Below are 17,078 nucleotides of genomic sequence, written 5' to 3'. Positions count from 1 at the left end.
CTCGGTCTCCGCCATGCACTATTGATTAGTTCAGCGGTACGGTAACACCGACGGTCGCACCAACGCTATCGTTCCAGCGTTTGACCCAATCGTTACCTGCGCGCTCTGCCCATTCCGGCAGAACCGTGGTGGTCAGGATTTCCTTGGCCTTGGCAACGTCGGCTTCGGAAACTTCAACCAGTTTCATGCTTGCCGCATCACCTGCCGGGCAGGTGCCATTGCCGGTCAGGCAGGCAACATCGTTTTTAAGGGCATCTGCCGCCGATGCCCAGGCCGGTGCTTCGAACTTGGTTTTGACTTCATCCATGATGAAGGCCTGCTGTTCGGCACTCAGGCTGTTCCATTTGTCCATGTTCATCGCGGTCACAACCGGATCCCAACCGCCAAGCGGAATGGTCATCAGGTGATCGGAAACTTCCCACCAGCCTGCGCTATAGCCCGAACCGGCACCGGTAACGGCACAATCGATAACACCACGCTCAAGACCGCCCGGAACTTCCGAGAAGGCAACGTTCACGCCGGTCGCACCCAGTGCTTCCAGGAACTTGGTGGTCATACGGCCCGAACCACGGACTTTCTTGCCTTTAAGATCGGCAAGCGTGTTGACTTCACCGGCACAGAAAACAACCTGCGGCGGGTACGGTGCAACTGCCAGAACCTTGGCGTTGAAACGATCGGCAAAGATGTCATCAACCATCGGACGGGCTGCTTCGACCATTGCTTTTGCTTCGGCTGCGGTGTTGGCAACCAGCGGCACGTCAAGGCCTTCAAGCTCCGGCGCATCGCCAACTGCGTAATCGCCAACAGTCATGGCAACGTCAAAAACGCCGTCGCTCAGGATACGGAACACGTCACCGCCACCGATGCCCATCTGGTCATGGGTGGTCATTTCAACATTGAATTCGCCGTTGGAATCTGCCGGAAGGGTTTCGGTCCAGAACGGGCTTTCATACTGTTTGTAAAGCGGCAGGCTGCTCCAGCTGCCGACAACCGAAAGATCCTCGGCAAAGGCCGGGGTTGCGGCAAAACCTGCACCCAGGGCAGAAACCGCCAAAAGCGAAGAAACCATCTTTTTCATAAGAAAAGTCCTCTCTGATAGATCGTTTATGATTGGTGTGTGTGTGGTTTGGTCTGAAGGGAAAACTCCGCGGCCTCGGCAAGGACATCGGTCACAAGCATCAGGCCGGGTTCGTGCGTGATGGCAAATTCGGGTAAGACATTGCGAATTGCCATTTGCGGCGTGACTCCGCACGCCCAGAAAACCGGAATGTCCCCTTCATGAATGACGGGTTCATCTCCAAAGTCCGGTTTCATGATATCCGCAATACCGATCTGGGCCGGGTCACCGATATGAACCGGTGCGCCGTGGGCCAGACGATATCGATCGGAATACAGGATCGCCCGGATCGCGTCGCCCGGGGTGAATGACCGCATCGATACCACCAGCGGACCATGGAAACGCCCGGCTGGGGACGTTTCGATATTGGTCACATACATCGGCACATTGCGGTTGGCATCCATGTGACGCAGCGGCACACCGCCGCGCGTGATTGCCGCTTCAAACGAAAACGAACAACCCAGAACGAATGTCACCAGATCATCGCGCCAGACATCGGTCAGATCGGTCGCACTGGTGTAATCAGCACTGCCGCGGAAAATGCGATAACCCGGAAGATCGGTGCGAATATCAAGATCCGCGCCCAGTGCCGGGATAAACGGCGATCCCGGTTCGGACATCCCGATCAACGGGCATGATTTGGGGTTCTTTGCACAGAATTGCAGAAACTCGTCTGCGTAGTCGGCCGGCAGGATCGCCAGATTGCCCTGAAGGTAACCTGATGAATAACCGGTGGTCGTCCCTGTATGTTCGCCGCTACGGATCGCCTTGCGCAACGCCAGTGGCGTAATTGCGGAAATGGCTTCTTTCGCGATGTCAACGGAACGGGGGGCGCTTTTTGACGCGTTCATTTTTCAGTCCCATTCTCTGCCTCTTTGTAAAGATTGAGAAACCGGACCGATCTTGTCAAGAAATCATTTTATCTGATTTTTGATCGTATTTAGCGATCAGTTTGATCAAACAGTTTTGCTGCTTCCTGTACTGCTGCCCCGATTTCGCGGTTGCGTTCCGGGTAATAGGTGATGACAAAATGCAACGCCGTCAGCGATGCTTCATCGCGGACCGGGATTTGCTTAATATGTTCATCCCAAACGGAATTCTTGACCATCAGGGTCGGCAAAACCCCGATCCCGAAGCCCCCCGCCACCAGATGTTTGACGGTCGAAAGCGATGCCGAACCATGCAATGCCGGCTGGGAAATATCGGGCGCGGCAAAGATGCTTTCGACCTCGCGGAATGGCGGGGTGCCCTTTGGAAATGTCACGATGGCGTGGCTTGCCAGCTCACTTAGTGACAGAGGTGCATCCCCCAGTTCCATCGTTTCGGCGCAATACCAGCCCAGTTCAACCGGTTTTAACGGGGCTGCCACCGCACCTTGGGGCACGGATTCGCGCAGCATGATCGCGACATCCATCTCGTCATCTTCAAGCGCCTTGCCAAGCTGCCCGGATGTATCAACCGACAATTCGAACCGGACCTTGGGGAAGTCGTTTTTCAGCTTGTTGAGCATATCGGTCAACAGCGTATGCACGATGGTTTCGGCAACACCGATGCGCACGGTTCCGCTCAATTCGCCCGGATGGGTCAATTCCTGCCAGATGCGGTCGCGCGCCCGTGACAGGCGCTGGGCTTCCTCGACAAAGCGCAAACCCGCCGCCGTCAGGCGAACCTGCCGGTTGCTGCGATCAAACAGCATGATGCCCAGTTTCTTTTCCAACCCCGAAACCCGGGCCGAAATCGCCGATTGCGACAGATTGTATTTCTGGGCTGCTGCCCGAAAACCGCCAGCCTTGACGATATCTTGCAGAATTTCGATATCCTTGAATTCAAACACGCCATCCACCCTGATCAATATTGTTTGTGATCACTTTACCCTCCATCCGATCACTTCGCACGATCAATTGATCAATCTTTTGATCAGAAGCCCGTCTTTTGCCGTAAATCCAAGATACCGGACCGCGCGCCAAACCGGGTTTCACCAACCGATCACCGAGGCGTGACTTGCCCAAAGATGCTTTTGCACGGACATTGAACCAACCGGGTAATTGGAGGACGACATGCTGATACGCCGCAAAAAGGGCTGGGAAATTCCTGAACGTGATGCCACACCACAAGCGGTCTACCAGAACCGCCGTCAGTTCCTTAAGGGGATTGCCGCCGGATCGATCGGTGCGACCGCCGCGTCCCTGCCACTTGGCAGTGCGCTGGCACAAGGATCGGCATCAACCGCCGACCTTTATCCGGTATCGCGCAATCCCGCCTACACGGTGGATCGCGAACTGACCGAAAAGGCCAAGGCGCTGACCTATAACAACTTCTATGAATTCGGATCGCACAAATCGATCTCGCAGGCCGCCCAGGCGATGAATATCCGCCCCTGGACAGTCAAGATTGACGGGCTGGTTGAAAAGCCGATCGAAATCGATTTCGAAGAACTCGTGCGCAAAATGCCGCTCGAAGAACGGGTCTATCGTTTCCGCTGTGTCGAGGCATGGGCCATGACCGTGCCCTGGTCGGGCTTCCCGATGAAGGCACTGGTTGATTTTGCCAAACCGCTTTCAGGCGCCAAATATGTCGAAATGGAAACCGCCAGCCAAAAGGAAACCATGCCGGGGCTTCGTCAATTCTGGTACCCTTGGCCCTATATCGAAGGCCTTTCATTGGCCGAGGCCACCAATGAACTGACCATGATCGCGACGGGCATTTACGGCGAAGAACTGCCCAAACAAAATGGCGCGCCCTTGCGTCTGGTCACCCCGTGGAAATACGGTTTCAAAAACATCAAATCCATCGTCCGCTTTACCTTCACCGATGAACGCCCCAAAAGTTTCTGGGAAGATATCAACAGCGATGAATACGGCTTCTGGGCCAATGTAAACCCCGAAGTCCCCCATCCGCGATGGAGTCAGGCTTACGAACGCCTGCTGAATAATGGCGAAAGCGTCCCGACCCGGATTTACAACGGATATGGCGAATATGTCGCCGATATCTACAAGGGCATGGAAAACGAAAAACTGTTCATGTGACCGGTCATCCTAGAGCGCAGCAAACACGCTCCTTGCAACCGATCTTGCCGTTATGCGCGCCGGCCATCATTACTGATGGGCGGCGCGTTCGGTTTTCGGGACCGGCATTACGGCCTGAAAATTTGCCCATGGCGGCGCACAATCATCCCCGTTTCGTAATGGGGATGATTGATGCAGGGATGCATAATGTCAGGCCTGCCTATTGGGCGGGCTGGGCATAACGGGCATAGATTTCATCAAACGTGCCGTCATGGCGCATTTCAACCAATGCGGCTTCAAGTGCGGTAAAGCTGCCATCGGTGAAATATGCGGACTGGCGGGACAATCCGATAAAGGATGGCTGACCTTGCAACACCAGATCGGCCTTGCGAATGCGAAACGGCCCTTCGCGTCTGATCAGTTCAACCGCCAGAAGTTCCGGAACGATCAAGGCATGGATCCGATGCATATCAAGCATCCTGAACAGGGTCGGATAATCGGCCGCCTCGACCAGCCGGATATCGGCAACTTCGTCAAGCTGGCGGCTGTGATTTGCCCCGCGCAACACGCCAACCGACTTTGCGCCCAGATCCTGAATGCTTCGGATATCGCCATCAAGCGCCCCGATATAGATCGCCTTTGGCTCGTCGGGTAAGGCCGCGCCGAAATAATACATATATTGCTGGCGTTCATCGGTACGGTTGGGGCCCAACATCAAATCGGCCTTCCCCCGTTCGATCAGGTAAAGAGCACGCCTGAACGGCACCACTTCGAATGCAAGATCAATACCGACCCGGCGTGCGGCTTCGCGCACCACTTCAACATAAATGCCCGAATATGAAAGCCCGTCCGGCGTTTCCTTGACGATGCGATAAGGTGGCGCGGGATTGATCACCACGCTCAGTTCGCGCGCAACGGCATTGCCACCGGCAAACAATCCACCTGCCCCGGCCAAACAAACCGCAACCCACAAAAGCCAAGATCTCAGACGCAGCATAAAGCTGTTCTCCAAGGCCACCAGAACATCAGGATAGGGAAAGAGCCCGCTCCCTTCAACACTGCGACTCCCGTCGCCCGTCATGGCGCTTTATATGCGGACTAAATCACCCCGAACAACCGTTGTTTTTGCAATGCTCGCCCATCTGATGCTGCGTTTTCTGCATTGGTTTTCGGCTTATGGTCCCTTGCGCCGGCGGCCTTTATATTTCGGTTTGTTGGCCGATTTTGATCCGGGGCCGGCCGTTCCGATGCTTCGCGCCATCGGTCCGGCTTCCGCAAGACCAAGTTCCTGGTCTTCCAGTCGCTTGACCTCGTCACGCAGGCGGGCGGCCTCTTCGAATTCAAGGTTGCCTGCGGCTTCGCGCATCCGTTTTTCAAGATCTTCGATATGCGCACGCAGGTTATGACCAATCAATGTGTCGCCCGAAACGCCGGTATCGACCGTGACGTAATCCTGTTCCGCCACACTTTCAAGAACATCATTGATCTTGCTGCGAACCGTTTCCGGCGTGATGCCATGTTCCTCGTTATAGGCCATCTGCTTTTCACGGCGGCGGTTGGTTTCGCCAATCGCATATTCCAGGCTGTCGGTCATCTTGTCGGCATACAGCAACACCCGGCCATCAACGTTACGCGCCGCGCGACCAATGGTCTGAACCAGCGATGTCTTGGACCGAAGGAACCCTTCCTTGTCCGCATCAAGGATCGCCACCAGCGCACATTCCGGGATATCAAGGCCTTCGCGCAGAAGGTTGATGCCAACCAGAACGTCAAACACGCCCAGACGCAAATCACGGATGATCTCGATCCGTTCAAGCGTATCAATGTCGGAATGCAGATACCGTACACGAATGCCGTGTTCATGCAGATATTCGGTCAAATCCTCGGCCATGCGTTTGGTCAGGGTCGTGACCAGAACGCGCTGGCCCTTGGCCGCACATGCCTTGGCCTCACCCAGAAGATCATCGACCTGGGTTTCAACCGGACGGACAATACAGACCGGATCAATAAGACCGGTCGGACGGATCACCTGTTCGGCAAAGACACCACCGGTGCGTTCCATTTCCCAATTGCCCGGTGTTGCCGAAACAAACACGCTTTGCGGGCGCATGGCGTCCCATTCCTCGAATTTCAGCGGCCGGTTATCAACACAGCTTGGCAGGCGGAACCCATGTTCGGCCAGGGTGAATTTGCGATTATAGTCCCCCCGGTACATGCCGCCGATCTGTGGGACGGCCACGTGGCTTTCATCGACAAACAGCAACGCATTTTCCGGAAGATATTCAAACAATGTCGGCGGCGGATCGCCGGGATTACGGCCCGACAACCAGCGGGAATAGTTTTCAATCCCTTTGCAGTGTCCGACCGTTTCCATCATCTCAAGATCAAAGGTCGTGCGCTGTTCAATGCGCTCGGCGGCAAGAAGTTTGCCCTCCTCGCGGAACTGTGCCAGACGGTCTTTCAGTTCCTGCTTGATGCCGGCCATCGCCTGCACAAGGGTCGGGCGCGGTGTCACATGGTGCGAATTTGCATAAACCGTGACCGAGTCCATAGTCGCAAATTTATGCCCGGTCAGCGGATCGAATTCGGCCAGTTCCTCGATCTCGTCGCCAAACATCGAAACCCGCCATGCCCGGTCTTCGGCGTGGGCCGGGAAAATCTCAAGCACGTCACCGCGCACCCGGAAGGTGCCGCGCGAAAAGGCCGCGTCATTGCGGGTATATTGCAGTTCGACCAGCCGCTTCATGATGTCGTTGCGATCGACCTCGTCGCCAACCGAAATGCGCTGGGTCATCTCAAGATATGTTTCCACCGCCCCGATACCGTAAATGCAGGACACCGACGCCACGATGATACAGTCGTTGCGTTCAAGGATTGCACGCGTTGCAGCGTGGCGCATCCGGTCGATCTGTTCGTTAATCGAACTGTCTTTTTCGATATAGGTATCGGTCCGCGGAATATAGGCTTCGGGCTGGTAATAGTCGTAATAGGAAACGAAATACTCGACCGCGTTTTCCGGGAAAAATCCCTTCATCTCGGCATAAAGCTGGGCGGCCAGTGTCTTGTTTGGCGCAAGAACAAGGGCCGGGCGCTGGGTATTGGCGATGATATTGGCCATGGTAAAGGTCTTGCCCGACCCGGTCACACCCAGCAGAACCTGATCGCGTTCATTCTCGTTGATGCCCGCCATCAGTTCGGCAATCGCGGATGGCTGATCGCCGGCGGGCTGATATTCCGTCACCAGCTTGAATTCCCGTGACCCTTCAACGGGCGGGCGACGTTTGGTCAGAAATTCCGGTAGCGCATCCATCGGGCAAATCCCTTGTTTGATCTTGCCCCTAGTTATAGGTCAGATAGCACCAATCGCAAGCCCCACCCCTGACAGTTCCTGTCAGGAAATGTCAGGAGCCGTCAGGATCAGGATTGCCGGAACAAGAACCATTTTACCGCGTTATGCATTCTGTTCTGTTCGATCTGACATCCTGTGGACGGTTAAATTGGATAAATTCATCCCAAAGAACCCGCAAAACGCGACAAACTGCCTTGAATTGCATTTAAGGCAGGCGTAGGGTCCGATCCGAAAGAACGCGATTCTTTTCACTTCTTTTTTCATTCCAGGGAAACAGACCAATGGCGTTTATTGCCGACCGTTTGAGCCGTATCAAACCATCTCCCACCATTGCCGTAACCACCAAGGCCGCTGAACTCAAGGCAGCAGGCGTTGACGTGATCGGCCTTGGCGCAGGTGAGCCGGATTTTGATACCCCCGACAACATCAAAGAAGCTGCCAAGGCGGCACTCGATGCTGGCAAGACCAAATACACTCCGGTCGCTGGCACTCCCGAGCTGCGCAAGGCCATTGTCGAGAAGTTCAAGCGTGAAAACGACCTGGAATACACCATCGACGAAATCACCGTTGGTTGTGGTGGCAAACAGACCCTGTTCAATGCGTTCTTTGCAACGCTGAACCCGGGCGACGAAGTCATCATCCCGGCTCCGTACTGGGTTTCCTACCCGGACATGACCCTGATGGCCGAAGGCACCCCGGTCGTGGTCGAATGCCAGGAAGAAAACGACTTCAAAATCACCGCCGCCGAGCTCGAAGCCGCGATCACGCCGAAAACCAAATGGGTTGTTCTGAACTCGCCGTCGAACCCGACCGGTGCGGCTTATTCGCGTGCCGAACTGCGTGCGATTGCCGACGTTCTTCTGAAACACGAAAACGTCTATGTCATGTCTGACGACATGTATGAGCACCTCGTCTATGACGGTTTCGAATTCACCACCATCGCCCAGATCGAGCCGAAACTCAAAGAGCGTACGCTGACCTGTAACGGTGTGTCGAAATCCTATGCGATGACCGGCTGGCGTCTTGGTTATGCTGCCGGCCCGAAAGACCTGATCAAAGCGATCAACAAGGTCCAGTCGCAGTCCAGCACCCACACCTCCTCGATCAGCCAGGCTGCTTCGATCGAAGCGCTTAGCGGTCCGCAGGACTTCCTTAAAGAACGCGCAGAAGTCTTCAAAAAGCGCCGTGACCTTGTTGTCGCAGCTCTGAACGAATGCGAAGGTCTGTCGTGCAAAACCCCGGAAGGTGCGTTTTACGTCTATCCGTCTTGCGCGGGCGCGATTGGCAAAACCACCCCGGATGGCAAGAAAATCGAAACCGACACCGACTTCGTCACCTACCTGCTCGAAGCAGAAGGCGTTGCTGCGGTTCAGGGTTCGGCATTCGGTCTGGCTCCGTATTTCCGCATTTCCTATGCGACGTCCGATGCGGCCCTTACCGAAGCATGCGCACGTATCAAACGTGCTTGCGCTGCACTGAAATAAGGTTTCTGCACCCGATATTTCGGGGCATTGATCACCAAACAGGGTCCGGCACTTGCCGGGCCCTGTTTTTTTGTCCATTATCGAATTCAATAATTACGCACTGAATTACCGATAAATCGGACACATCATGATCAACGAGAACTTCTACGCCACCGTCGACGGAATAAGCCTGTTCTGTCAGCGGATCACCCCTGCCGATGTTCGTGAAGATGCCCCGACCATTATCTTCCTTCACGAGGCCCTGGGCACCATTCGCATGTGGCGGGACTTCCCCGCCAAACTGGCAACCGCAACCCGGCATCCTGTCATTGTCTATGAACGGCGCGGCCATGGCCGGTCCGACCCGCATGCCTATGGCGACATTCCCCGTGCGGTCGATTTCCACAACACCGAAAGCGATGTCTATCTGCACGGACTGATCACCGAACTGGGACTAAGCAAACCCATCCTGTTTGGTCACAGTGACGGCGCGACCATTGCCCTTAAATACGCCGCCCGTTTCCCCGACAATGTCACTGCGGTGATTTCCGAGGCCGCCCACGTCTTTGTCGAAGACGTCACCATTGCCGGCATCAATGATGCGGCGGGCATTTATGCCAATACCGACTGGAAAACCAAACTTGAACGCCATCACTTCTTCCAGACCGATGCCGTTTTCAGCGCCTGGGTCGACACCTGGCGGCAACCGGCTTTTCGTGACTGGAACATGGTCGACGAACTTGCCAGCATCACCTGCCCGCTTCTGGTCATTCAGGGCGATGATGACCAGTTTGGCAGCGACGAACAGGTCCACACCATCTGCGCCAATGTCAGCGGCCCGTCGACCGGAATGCTGATCAAGAATTGCGGCCACATCCCGCATTTCGATCAACCCGATCAGGTGATTGCCGCCAGCCTCAAGCATCTGGGCCTTGCCGAACTTGTCGATGGCTAACACCAACTTAGCGCCCAAACAAAAAAGCCCCGGCTGCGTCATGCAACCGGGGCTTTTGCTTGGGCTATGCCCGAATTCTGTCGGCTTATTCGGCCAGTGCGTCTTCGGCGTCGATCACGACCGCAACCGCATGAATGACCGATGCAATACGGATGGCGTTCTGGATGGTTTCCTTTTTGACGCCGGCACCTTTGAGCACCTTGTCATGGGAATCGATGCACATGCCGCAACCGTTGATCGCCGAAACCGCGATCGAAAACAGTTCGAAATCGGCCTTGTCGATGCCCGGCTTGCCGATGATGTTCATACGAAGGCGGGCCGGCATCGAACCGTATTCGGCATCCGAAACCAGATGCACGAAACGGTAATAGATGTTGTTCATGCCCATGATTGCCGCTGCACCCTTGGCAGCTTCAATGGCTTCTTCGGACAGTTTTTCTTTTGCTTCGGCGGCAACTGCCTTGATCAGTTTGGCGTTGCGCGATGCGAATGCACACGCAAGGGCTGTGCCGTAAACCTGCTGGTCGGTCATGCCCGGATTGTTGGCCATGCTCGACAGGTTCAGTTTTAGATCCTTGGCATAGGACGGCATTGCGTCTTTGATTTCGACGATAGAAGTCATTGTTTAACCCCTGAATTCATTGCTGCTTTGAAAGCGAAAATCACAAAACTCTTCAGCCATCACCAAGCCGCCGACCATATCGGCAGATGGATCAATCAAATTTTCCCGATGGGCTGAAAACGGGACCGGACAGGTGTCCGGCCCCAAAATCGGTCTGGACCAAGTCGTAAAATACGACTTAGAGGGTCGCGTCACCCTGGTTCCAGTTGCACGGGCAAAGTTCGTCGGTCTGCAGTGCATCAAGAATACGCAGGGCTTCCTGCGGGTTACGACCAACGTTAAGGTCGTTAACCTGGACGTGACGGATGATGTTGTCCGGATCGACGATGAAGGTCGCACGCAGGGCAACACCGGCATCTTTCGCCAGAACACCAAGGGCTGCCGACAGTTCTTTTTTCTCGTCAGCCAGCCATACGAACGGGCTGTCACCCAGATCTTCGTGGTGGGTACGCCATGCTGCATGGACGAAATCGGTGTCGGTCGAGCAACCCAGAAGAACCGCGTCACGGTCTTCGAATTCACCGTTCAGTTCGCCATAACCGACGATTTCGGTCGGGCAGACAAAGGTGAAGTCTTTCGGCCAGAAGAACAGGATCTTCCATTTGCCTTCATAGGACTTGTCGGTCACCGGTGCGAAGCTGTCCGGGGTTTTGCCCGAAACACCAGTCAGATTGAATTCAGGAAGCGTATCACCAACGGTAAGCATTATTTTGGTACTCCATAACCCAGTTAAAATTCCCGATTAACGGCCCCCGACAGGCCGCGTCATCTTGTGTGCAAGTGCAAAAAATGCACTCCCTGCTGGCGATTTGTAGTGAAATGGACTAACTAAGACAAATAGATAAATCCTCAGTTGGTGATAGGAAAAATTTATGGCTGCCCAACCAAGTATCAAGCAGCTCAAGTACTTAGTTGCCCTTGCGGAATGCGGCCATTTTGGCCGTGCGGCCGAGGCCTGCTTCATCACGCAGCCCAGCCTGTCTGCGGCAATCAACGAACTTGAAAACCTTCTTGGCGCGCAGCTTGTCGAACGCAACAAGCGTCAGGTCCTGATCACCCCGCTGGGCGAAGAAGTCGTTTCGCGGGCGCGAAGCATTCTTCAGGAAGTCGACGAACTGACCACCATGGCACAGGCCGCGACAGAACCGCTGTCGGGCCCGATCCATATCGGCGTCATCCCGACCATAGGTCCGTATTTGCTGCCCGATGTGATGACCCAGATCAAGTCCGGCTTCCCGAAATTGCAGCCCTTCCTGCGCGAAGACCAGACCGGCAACCTGATCAAGCTTCTGTCGGCGGGCAAACTTGATCTTGCCCTGATTGCCCTTCCGATCGAGGAAGCCTGGCTTGAAGAGTTTGATCTGTTCGAAGACCAGTTCGTCTTTGCCTGCAGCCCCGACAACCCGCTGACCAGCAAAAGCCGCCTTGAAATTTCCGATATCAAGGATGAAAAACTTTTGCTGCTTGAAGACGGCCATTGCCTGCGCGATCAGGCCCTTGAAGTCTGCCAGAAAGCCGGATGGAGCAAATCCGCTGACTTCCAGGCCAACAGCCTGTCGACCCTGGTTCAGATGGTGGCGGCGGGTGTCGGATCGACCCTGCTTCCCGAAATGTCGCTTGAAGTCGAGGCCCGCCGCCCCGACCTTTTGAAAATCATGCCGTTTGAAAACCCGGTCCCGATCCGGCGCATCGGCATGGTCTGGCGCAGAAGTTCGGCCCGTAAACGTGAATATCGCCAATTGGCAACCTATTTGCGTGATCGGCTTACCCCGCGGCATCAGGCCGACGTTGCCTGATTTGCCCGGCGTCATTGATTTGCTTTACGGGTAAAACAGGAAACAGGCTTATCGTCGATGTTACCGATCAAGGATAACAACCCGACCACCATCACCCCCTGGGTGACCTACGCAATCATTGCGCTCAATGTGGTGGTGTTTCTGTTTACCGTCTCGCTTGATCCGCGGTCGGCCCAGCTGGTCAATCTGCAATATGGCGCAATCCCCGCCATTGTTTTCGGCCATGCCGACTTGCCACCGGAATTCTCCCCCTTCCCGCCGGGCTTTGGCTTTTTGTCGATCTTTTCGGCCATGTTCATGCATGGCGGCTGGATGCATCTTGGCGGTAATATGCTCTATCTCTGGATCTTCGGAAACAATGTCGAAGATGCGATGGGGCATTTCCGCTTTTTGATGTTCTATCTGATTTGCGGCATTGCCGCGGCCCTTGGCCATGGTTTGCTTGATACCCAGTCCCATATCCCGATGATCGGTGCATCCGGGGCGCTGGCCGGTGTGCTGGGGGCGTATTTCCTGCTTTATCCCAAGGCACGCGTGCTGGTCTGGTTCTTCTGGGTTTTCATTTTCTATGTGCCCGCCGTTTTCGTGCTCGGTTTCTGGTTTGTCACCCAGATCATCAATTTCGGAAGCGGTGCCGATGGCGGCATTGCCTGGGTTGCCCATATTGCGGGTTTCGTTGCCGGTCTTGCCCTGATCCCGCTTTTCAAGCATCGCAACATCCCGCTATGGCATGACGGCTCCCCCGCCCCGGCCTTTGGCATTTATCGCCCCGGCCGCAAGACCCGCGACGCTGGCACGGGGGCCAACATCCCGCCATGGGCCGCCGCCTACGAGGCTGAACGTGCGGCAAAACATGCCAGCATGCGCGACGATCAGCGCGGCCCGTGGGGCAAGGAAGGCGACAATCGCGATACATCACCCTGGGGGCGCTATCGCCCTGCCACGGGCCCAAAGCAAAAGCAGCCCACAAAGCCGTCTGTTGGTGTTCCGAAAGTTGTTCGCTTGCATAAAGACGCCAACCCGGACGATAATTGAACTCACCCCATAAGGGTCCCCTAACCCCGTCGGAGGATTGCCATGCGCGCCGCCTATTTCACCGAATATCAGGGTCCGATCGAAGTCCAGAAACTTGACGATCCGACCCCGACCAATGGCGGTGTCGTGATCAGGGTTGGCGCGACGGGCCTGTGCCGCAGTGACTGGCATGGCTGGATGGGTCATGATTCCGATGTGCAATTGCCCCATGTTCCGGGCCATGAATTTGCCGGAACCGTGGTTGCGGTCGGCAAGGATATCAAACGCTGGCAGGAAGGCGACCGGGTCACCGTCCCGTTTGTATCGGGCTGTGGTCATTGCCCGGAATGCAACAGCGGCAATCATCAGGTCTGTGACCATCAATTCCAGCCGGGCTTTACCCACTGGGGCAGTTTTGCCGAATTTGTCGCCATTGACTATGCCGACACCAATCTGGTGCGCCTGCCCGATGAAATGGATTTCGCAACTGCCGCCAGTCTTGGCTGTCGCTTTGCCACCAGCTTCCGTGGCGTGATTGACCAGGGCAAGGTCAGTGCCGGTCAGATCGTCGCTGTGCATGGTGCTGGTGGTGTGGGTCTGTCTGCAATCATGATTGCCGCCGCCGCCGGGGCCTATGTGGTGGCGGTTGATATTGACGATGCCAAGCTTGAATTTGCCAAGGAACTTGGCGCCAATGCGGTTCTCAATGCCGCGGCAATTGATGATATCCCGACCGCGATCAAGGACATCACGCGCGGCGGTGCGCATGTCTCGGTCGATGCGCTTGGCAGTGCGGTGACCTGCTTTAACTCTGTCGCGTCCCTGCGCAAACGTGGCAAGCATATCCAGATCGGCCTGATGACCGGCGACCATGCCCATGCCAAAGTTCCGATGGATCGGGTCGTTGCCCATGAACTTGAAATTCTGGGCAGCCACGGCATGCAGGCATTCCGTTATGATGCCATGGTCGACATGATCATGACCGGCAAACTGGCCCCGCAAAAACTGATCGGCGATCGTGTCACCCTTGCCGAAGGCGCCACCGCGCTGATGAATATGGATCACTTCGCCGGAACCGGCGTCACTGTCATTGACCGGTTCTGATCGATGCTGGCGGGTATTGCGTTTCTTCCCAAACAACCGATTGACGATATCCTTGCCGATATCGCAGCGGGCTATGATGCCAACCGCATCGCCGGTTATGTGCAAAAACGGCGCAAGGACCGGGACTGCGGCACACTGGTTTATGTCCGCAATCTGCGCAGCGGCGATGAAATGCCGATCACCAAGAACCGCGGCGCCATGGCAAAGGGCTGCAAGCTTGATGGTGATGCCCTGTCATCCCTGTCCGAACAGCTTGAACGCGATGTCGAAACCGATTGTGATCTGTTGATTGTTGCGCGCTTTGGCCGCAGCGAAGCCGACGGGCGCGGTTTGCGCGATGTGATTTCACGCGCCCTTGAACTGGGCGTGCCGGTGCTGGTCGGGGTGCGCGGTGAATATGCCGATGCCTGGGCCGACTTCCATGGCGGCATTGCCGAAAGTCTCGACCTTGATCGACAGGCAATTTTGGACTGGCTGAACCATCAGACAAGCCTGCTGCAAGACGCGTGATGACTGGCTGCTGATCCCTGACCGGCAATGGAAAAATCGGCAAATCGGTGAATGGGCATGACGGCCTGATATCACGCTAGCAAATCAGCCCGGCTGCACGAACCAATCCGCGCCTGCGTGGGCCTTATCCGGTCTGAAGGGTCGTGCGTTCACGGACCAGAACCCGGGCGGCAAACCGTTCGAACCATTCCCCGAATGCCTGATCATATTTGATCCGTCCGGCGCGTTGTTCATCGGGTCCCTGACCATTGGGTCGGTCGGTTTTATCCCCGCCATTGGCAAGCCAGCGTTCATGGGTTTCATCATCGACTTCGGGATGAAACTGAATGCCCCAGATACGTTCATCAATGTGATAGGCCTGATGGGGAAATGTCGGCCCGGTCGCTACAAGCTCCGCGCCCTCGGGCAATCCGAACCCTTCGCTGTGCCAGTGATAGACCATCATCTCGTCGGGGAAAAGATCACGCCCGGCATCGGTTGCCTGCACCGGGTAATATCCGATCTCGGTCAAGCCTTCGGGATGGGGTTCCACATCCGCCCCGAGATGGCGTGCCATCATCTGTGCGCCAAGACAAATGCCCAGATACAGAACGTCACTTTCGACGACCTTGGGCAGGAATTCCATGATTGCCTGCACATTGCCAAGATCATCGTCATTGGCACTCATCGGGCCGCCAAACACCACAACAAGATGATAGCCCGACAGGTCATCGGGCAAGGCATCGCCTTCGCCCGGACGGCGAATGTCGAACTCGTAACCATATTTGCGCAAAACCGTTCCCAACCGCCCCGGCTGTCCGGTGGCCGAATTGAAAATCAGCAAAATGCGATCATTGGTACTCAGTTCGTTCATCGGGTCCTCATCATGGTGCGAAACTGGGGTCATTAAATCTGTTTCACGCCCTCTTTGACAAGCCCCCTGCCGTCAAAAACGCTGTTCCCCAAAGGAAAAGCCGCCGCACATTGTGCGACGGCCCTTGAATTCGATCCGAAATCCGGACGGCTTAGACGTTGAATTTAAAGTGGAAGATATCGCCATCCTTGACGATATAGGTCTTGCCTTCCTGGCGCAGCTTGCCGTTATCGCGCGCACCGGCTTCGCCATTAAATTCGATGAAATCGTCATAGGCAATGGTTTCGGCCTTGATAAAGCCGCGCTCGAAATCGGTGTGGATGACACCGGCAGCATTGGGTGCAGTGGCCCCTTCATGCACGGTCCATGCGCGGGCTTCTTTCGGACCAACCGTAAAGAAGGTCAAAAGTTTCAAAAGCTTGTAGCCTTCGCGAATGACACGGGCCAGACCGGTTTCTTCAAGACCAAGACCTTCAAGGAACTCTTTCTTGTCTTCGGCACTTTCAAGCAGGGCCACTTCCGATTCAATGGCCGCAGAAATCACCACCGAACGCGCGCCCTGGGCTGCGGCCATTTCGGCAACCTTGGCCGAAAGTTCGTTGCCTTCTGCCGCACTGTCTTCATCAACGTTGCAGGCATAAAGGATCGGCTTGCTGGTCAGAAGTTGCAGCATACGGAATGCTTTTTCTTCGTCCTCGCCATTGATTTCAACCACGCGGGCCGGCTGGCCATCGCGCAGAACCACAAGCGCGCGCTCGATCAGATCAAGCGCCAGCTTGGCATCCTTGTCATTGGAACGGGCTTTTTTCTGCAAGGCCGGAACGCGCTTTTCAAGGCTTTCCATATCAGCCAGCATCAACTCGGTCTCGATGGTTTCCGCATCACGTACCGGGTCAACCGATCCGTCAACATGGGTGATGTCGCCATCTTCAAAGCACCGCAGAACATGCACAATCGCATCGGTTTCGCGAATATTGGCAAGGAACTGGTTGCCAAGACCTTCGCCCTTGGACGCGCCACGGACCAGACCGGCAATATCAACGAATTCAAGCTGGGTCGGAATGATATTTGCCGATTTTGCAATCGCGGCAATCTTGTCCAGACGATCATCAGGAACGCTGACACGACCGGTATTCGGCTCGATGGTGCAGAACGGGAAGTTTGCTGCCTCGGCAGCTGCCGTCTGGGTCAGGGCGTTAAAAAGGGTCGATTTGCCAACGTTGGGCAGACCAACAATACCGCATTTGAATCCCATCTTCGGGCTCCGTCACTTGAATTTCTGTTCATCAG

At 55.6% G+C, this 17,078-nt stretch carries 16 protein-coding genes; 7 read left to right on the top strand and 9 right to left on the bottom strand.

Annotated elements, in window-relative coordinates; genetic code table 11:
• Window positions 1-25 precede the first annotated feature (25 nt).
• From WA429_RS04020 to WA429_RS04010, 3 genes are all read right to left on the bottom strand, one after another.
• A complete protein-coding gene (locus WA429_RS04020) occupies window positions 26-1,078 on the bottom strand; it encodes a TRAP transporter substrate-binding protein (RefSeq protein ID WP_068518852.1) in 1,053 nt (350 codons plus the stop codon).
• A 26-nt stretch (window positions 1,079-1,104) separates the two neighbouring features.
• Window positions 1,105-1,968 (bottom strand): putative hydro-lyase, encoded by an 864-nt coding sequence (locus tag WA429_RS04015; RefSeq protein ID WP_082817808.1) that lies wholly within the window; start codon window positions 1,966-1,968, stop codon window positions 1,105-1,107.
• An 89-nt stretch (window positions 1,969-2,057) separates the two neighbouring features.
• Window positions 2,058-2,951, bottom strand: a complete 894-nt coding sequence (locus WA429_RS04010; RefSeq protein ID WP_101245893.1) for a LysR family transcriptional regulator — start codon at window positions 2,949-2,951, stop codon at window positions 2,058-2,060.
• Window positions 2,952-3,174: 223 nt separating this feature from the next.
• Here WA429_RS04010 and msrP point away from each other — a divergent pair, with 223 nt between their 5' ends.
• Window positions 3,175-4,143 (top strand): protein-methionine-sulfoxide reductase catalytic subunit MsrP, encoded by a 969-nt coding sequence (gene msrP, locus WA429_RS04005; protein WP_287466679.1) that lies wholly within the window; start codon window positions 3,175-3,177, stop codon window positions 4,141-4,143.
• A gap of 199 nt (window positions 4,144-4,342) precedes the next feature.
• On the opposite strand, the gene WA429_RS04000 is transcribed toward msrP, so the two are convergent.
• Complete coding sequence (locus tag WA429_RS04000; protein ID WP_287466678.1) at window positions 4,343-5,119, bottom strand: substrate-binding periplasmic protein; 777 nt, start codon at window positions 5,117-5,119, stop codon at window positions 4,343-4,345.
• A 177-nt stretch (window positions 5,120-5,296) separates the two neighbouring features.
• Complete coding sequence (gene uvrB / locus WA429_RS03995) at window positions 5,297-7,432, bottom strand: excinuclease ABC subunit UvrB (RefSeq protein WP_068518856.1); 2,136 nt, start codon at window positions 7,430-7,432, stop codon at window positions 5,297-5,299.
• Window positions 7,433-7,752: 320 nt separating this feature from the next.
• On the opposite strand from uvrB, the gene WA429_RS03990 reads away from it, so the two are divergent.
• Together WA429_RS03990 and WA429_RS03985 are read left to right on the top strand one after the other, a co-directional pair.
• Window positions 7,753-8,955 carry an aspartate transaminase gene (locus WA429_RS03990; RefSeq protein ID WP_101245600.1) on the top strand — a complete coding sequence of 401 codons (1,203 nt, stop codon included), beginning with the start codon at window positions 7,753-7,755 and terminating at the stop codon, window positions 8,953-8,955.
• Window positions 8,956-9,082: 127 nt separating this feature from the next.
• Window positions 9,083-9,889: an alpha/beta fold hydrolase gene (locus tag WA429_RS03985; protein ID WP_287466821.1), complete on the top strand. Its 807-nt coding sequence runs from the start codon at window positions 9,083-9,085 to the stop codon at window positions 9,887-9,889.
• An 85-nt stretch (window positions 9,890-9,974) separates the two neighbouring features.
• Here WA429_RS03985 and WA429_RS03980 read toward each other — a convergent pair whose 3' ends face one another.
• Together WA429_RS03980 and WA429_RS03975 are read right to left on the bottom strand one after the other, a co-directional pair.
• Window positions 9,975-10,511 (bottom strand): carboxymuconolactone decarboxylase family protein, encoded by a 537-nt coding sequence (locus WA429_RS03980; protein WP_068518859.1) that lies wholly within the window; start codon window positions 10,509-10,511, stop codon window positions 9,975-9,977.
• A 178-nt stretch (window positions 10,512-10,689) separates the two neighbouring features.
• The gene (locus WA429_RS03975) at window positions 10,690-11,217 is read right to left on the bottom strand and encodes a peroxiredoxin (protein WP_068518860.1); all 528 of its coding nucleotides are present in this window, start codon (window positions 11,215-11,217) and stop codon (window positions 10,690-10,692) included.
• A 166-nt stretch (window positions 11,218-11,383) separates the two neighbouring features.
• On the opposite strand from WA429_RS03975, the gene WA429_RS03970 reads away from it, so the two are divergent.
• From WA429_RS03970 to WA429_RS03955, 4 genes are read left to right on the top strand one after another with little or no spacing between them, the layout of a single operon-like run.
• A complete protein-coding gene (locus WA429_RS03970; RefSeq protein WP_068518861.1) occupies window positions 11,384-12,307 on the top strand; it encodes a LysR substrate-binding domain-containing protein in 924 nt (307 codons plus the stop codon).
• Between the two features lie 57 nt (window positions 12,308-12,364).
• Complete coding sequence (locus tag WA429_RS03965) at window positions 12,365-13,342, top strand: rhomboid family intramembrane serine protease (RefSeq protein WP_287466820.1); 978 nt, start codon at window positions 12,365-12,367, stop codon at window positions 13,340-13,342.
• 42 nt (window positions 13,343-13,384) lie between these two features.
• On the top strand, window positions 13,385-14,425 hold the full coding sequence (locus WA429_RS03960; protein WP_068518863.1) for a zinc-dependent alcohol dehydrogenase family protein: 1,041 nt from the start codon (window positions 13,385-13,387) through the stop codon (window positions 14,423-14,425).
• 3 nt (window positions 14,426-14,428) lie between these two features.
• Window positions 14,429-14,935: a DUF2478 domain-containing protein gene (locus WA429_RS03955; protein WP_068518864.1), complete on the top strand. Its 507-nt coding sequence runs from the start codon at window positions 14,429-14,431 to the stop codon at window positions 14,933-14,935.
• A gap of 124 nt (window positions 14,936-15,059) precedes the next feature.
• Here the strand turns inward: WA429_RS03955 and WA429_RS03950 are convergent, their stop codons facing one another.
• Together WA429_RS03950 and ychF are read right to left on the bottom strand one after the other, a co-directional pair.
• The gene (locus tag WA429_RS03950; protein WP_250282078.1) at window positions 15,060-15,788 is read right to left on the bottom strand and encodes a glutamine amidotransferase-related protein; all 729 of its coding nucleotides are present in this window, start codon (window positions 15,786-15,788) and stop codon (window positions 15,060-15,062) included.
• A gap of 151 nt (window positions 15,789-15,939) precedes the next feature.
• Window positions 15,940-17,043 (bottom strand): redox-regulated ATPase YchF, encoded by a 1,104-nt coding sequence (ychF, locus tag WA429_RS03945; RefSeq protein ID WP_068518865.1) that lies wholly within the window; start codon window positions 17,041-17,043, stop codon window positions 15,940-15,942.
• Window positions 17,044-17,078 lie beyond the last annotated feature (35 nt).

This window comes from Thalassospira sp. CH_XMU1420-2 (genome assembly GCF_037029325.1).
In the GTDB taxonomy this organism is placed as follows: domain Bacteria; phylum Pseudomonadota; class Alphaproteobacteria; order Rhodospirillales; family Thalassospiraceae; genus Thalassospira; species Thalassospira povalilytica.
The sequence above is the reverse complement of the archived record's forward strand: the minus strand, read 5'-3'. Positions and strand labels throughout refer to the sequence as shown.

Bases quoted from the DNA above. Each gene is read 5' to 3' on its own strand.
- WA429_RS04020 (WP_068518852.1), bottom strand. From the start codon at position 1,078: ATGAAAAAGATGGTTTCTTCGCTTTTGGCGGTTTCTGCCCTGGGTGCA.
- WA429_RS04015 (WP_082817808.1), bottom strand. From the start codon at position 1,968: ATGAACGCGTCAAAAAGCGCCCCCCGTTCCGTTGACATCGCGAAAGAA.
- msrP (WP_287466679.1), top strand. From the start codon at position 3,175: ATGCTGATACGCCGCAAAAAGGGCTGGGAAATTCCTGAACGTGATGCC.
- WA429_RS04000 (WP_287466678.1), bottom strand. From the start codon at position 5,119: ATGCTGCGTCTGAGATCTTGGCTTTTGTGGGTTGCGGTTTGTTTGGCC.
- uvrB (WP_068518856.1), bottom strand. From the start codon at position 7,432: ATGGATGCGCTACCGGAATTTCTGACCAAACGTCGCCCGCCCGTTGAA.
- WA429_RS03990 (WP_101245600.1), top strand. From the start codon at position 7,753: ATGGCGTTTATTGCCGACCGTTTGAGCCGTATCAAACCATCTCCCACC.
- WA429_RS03985 (WP_287466821.1), top strand. From the start codon at position 9,083: ATGATCAACGAGAACTTCTACGCCACCGTCGACGGAATAAGCCTGTTC.
- WA429_RS03980 (WP_068518859.1), bottom strand. From the start codon at position 10,511: ATGACTTCTATCGTCGAAATCAAAGACGCAATGCCGTCCTATGCCAAG.
- WA429_RS03975 (WP_068518860.1), bottom strand. From the start codon at position 11,217: ATGCTTACCGTTGGTGATACGCTTCCTGAATTCAATCTGACTGGTGTT.
- WA429_RS03970 (WP_068518861.1), top strand. From the start codon at position 11,384: ATGGCTGCCCAACCAAGTATCAAGCAGCTCAAGTACTTAGTTGCCCTT.
- WA429_RS03965 (WP_287466820.1), top strand. From the start codon at position 12,365: ATGTTACCGATCAAGGATAACAACCCGACCACCATCACCCCCTGGGTG.
- WA429_RS03960 (WP_068518863.1), top strand. From the start codon at position 13,385: ATGCGCGCCGCCTATTTCACCGAATATCAGGGTCCGATCGAAGTCCAG.
- WA429_RS03955 (WP_068518864.1), top strand. From the start codon at position 14,429: ATGCTGGCGGGTATTGCGTTTCTTCCCAAACAACCGATTGACGATATC.
- WA429_RS03950 (WP_250282078.1), bottom strand. From the start codon at position 15,788: ATGAACGAACTGAGTACCAATGATCGCATTTTGCTGATTTTCAATTCG.
- ychF (WP_068518865.1), bottom strand. From the start codon at position 17,043: ATGGGATTCAAATGCGGTATTGTTGGTCTGCCCAACGTTGGCAAATCG.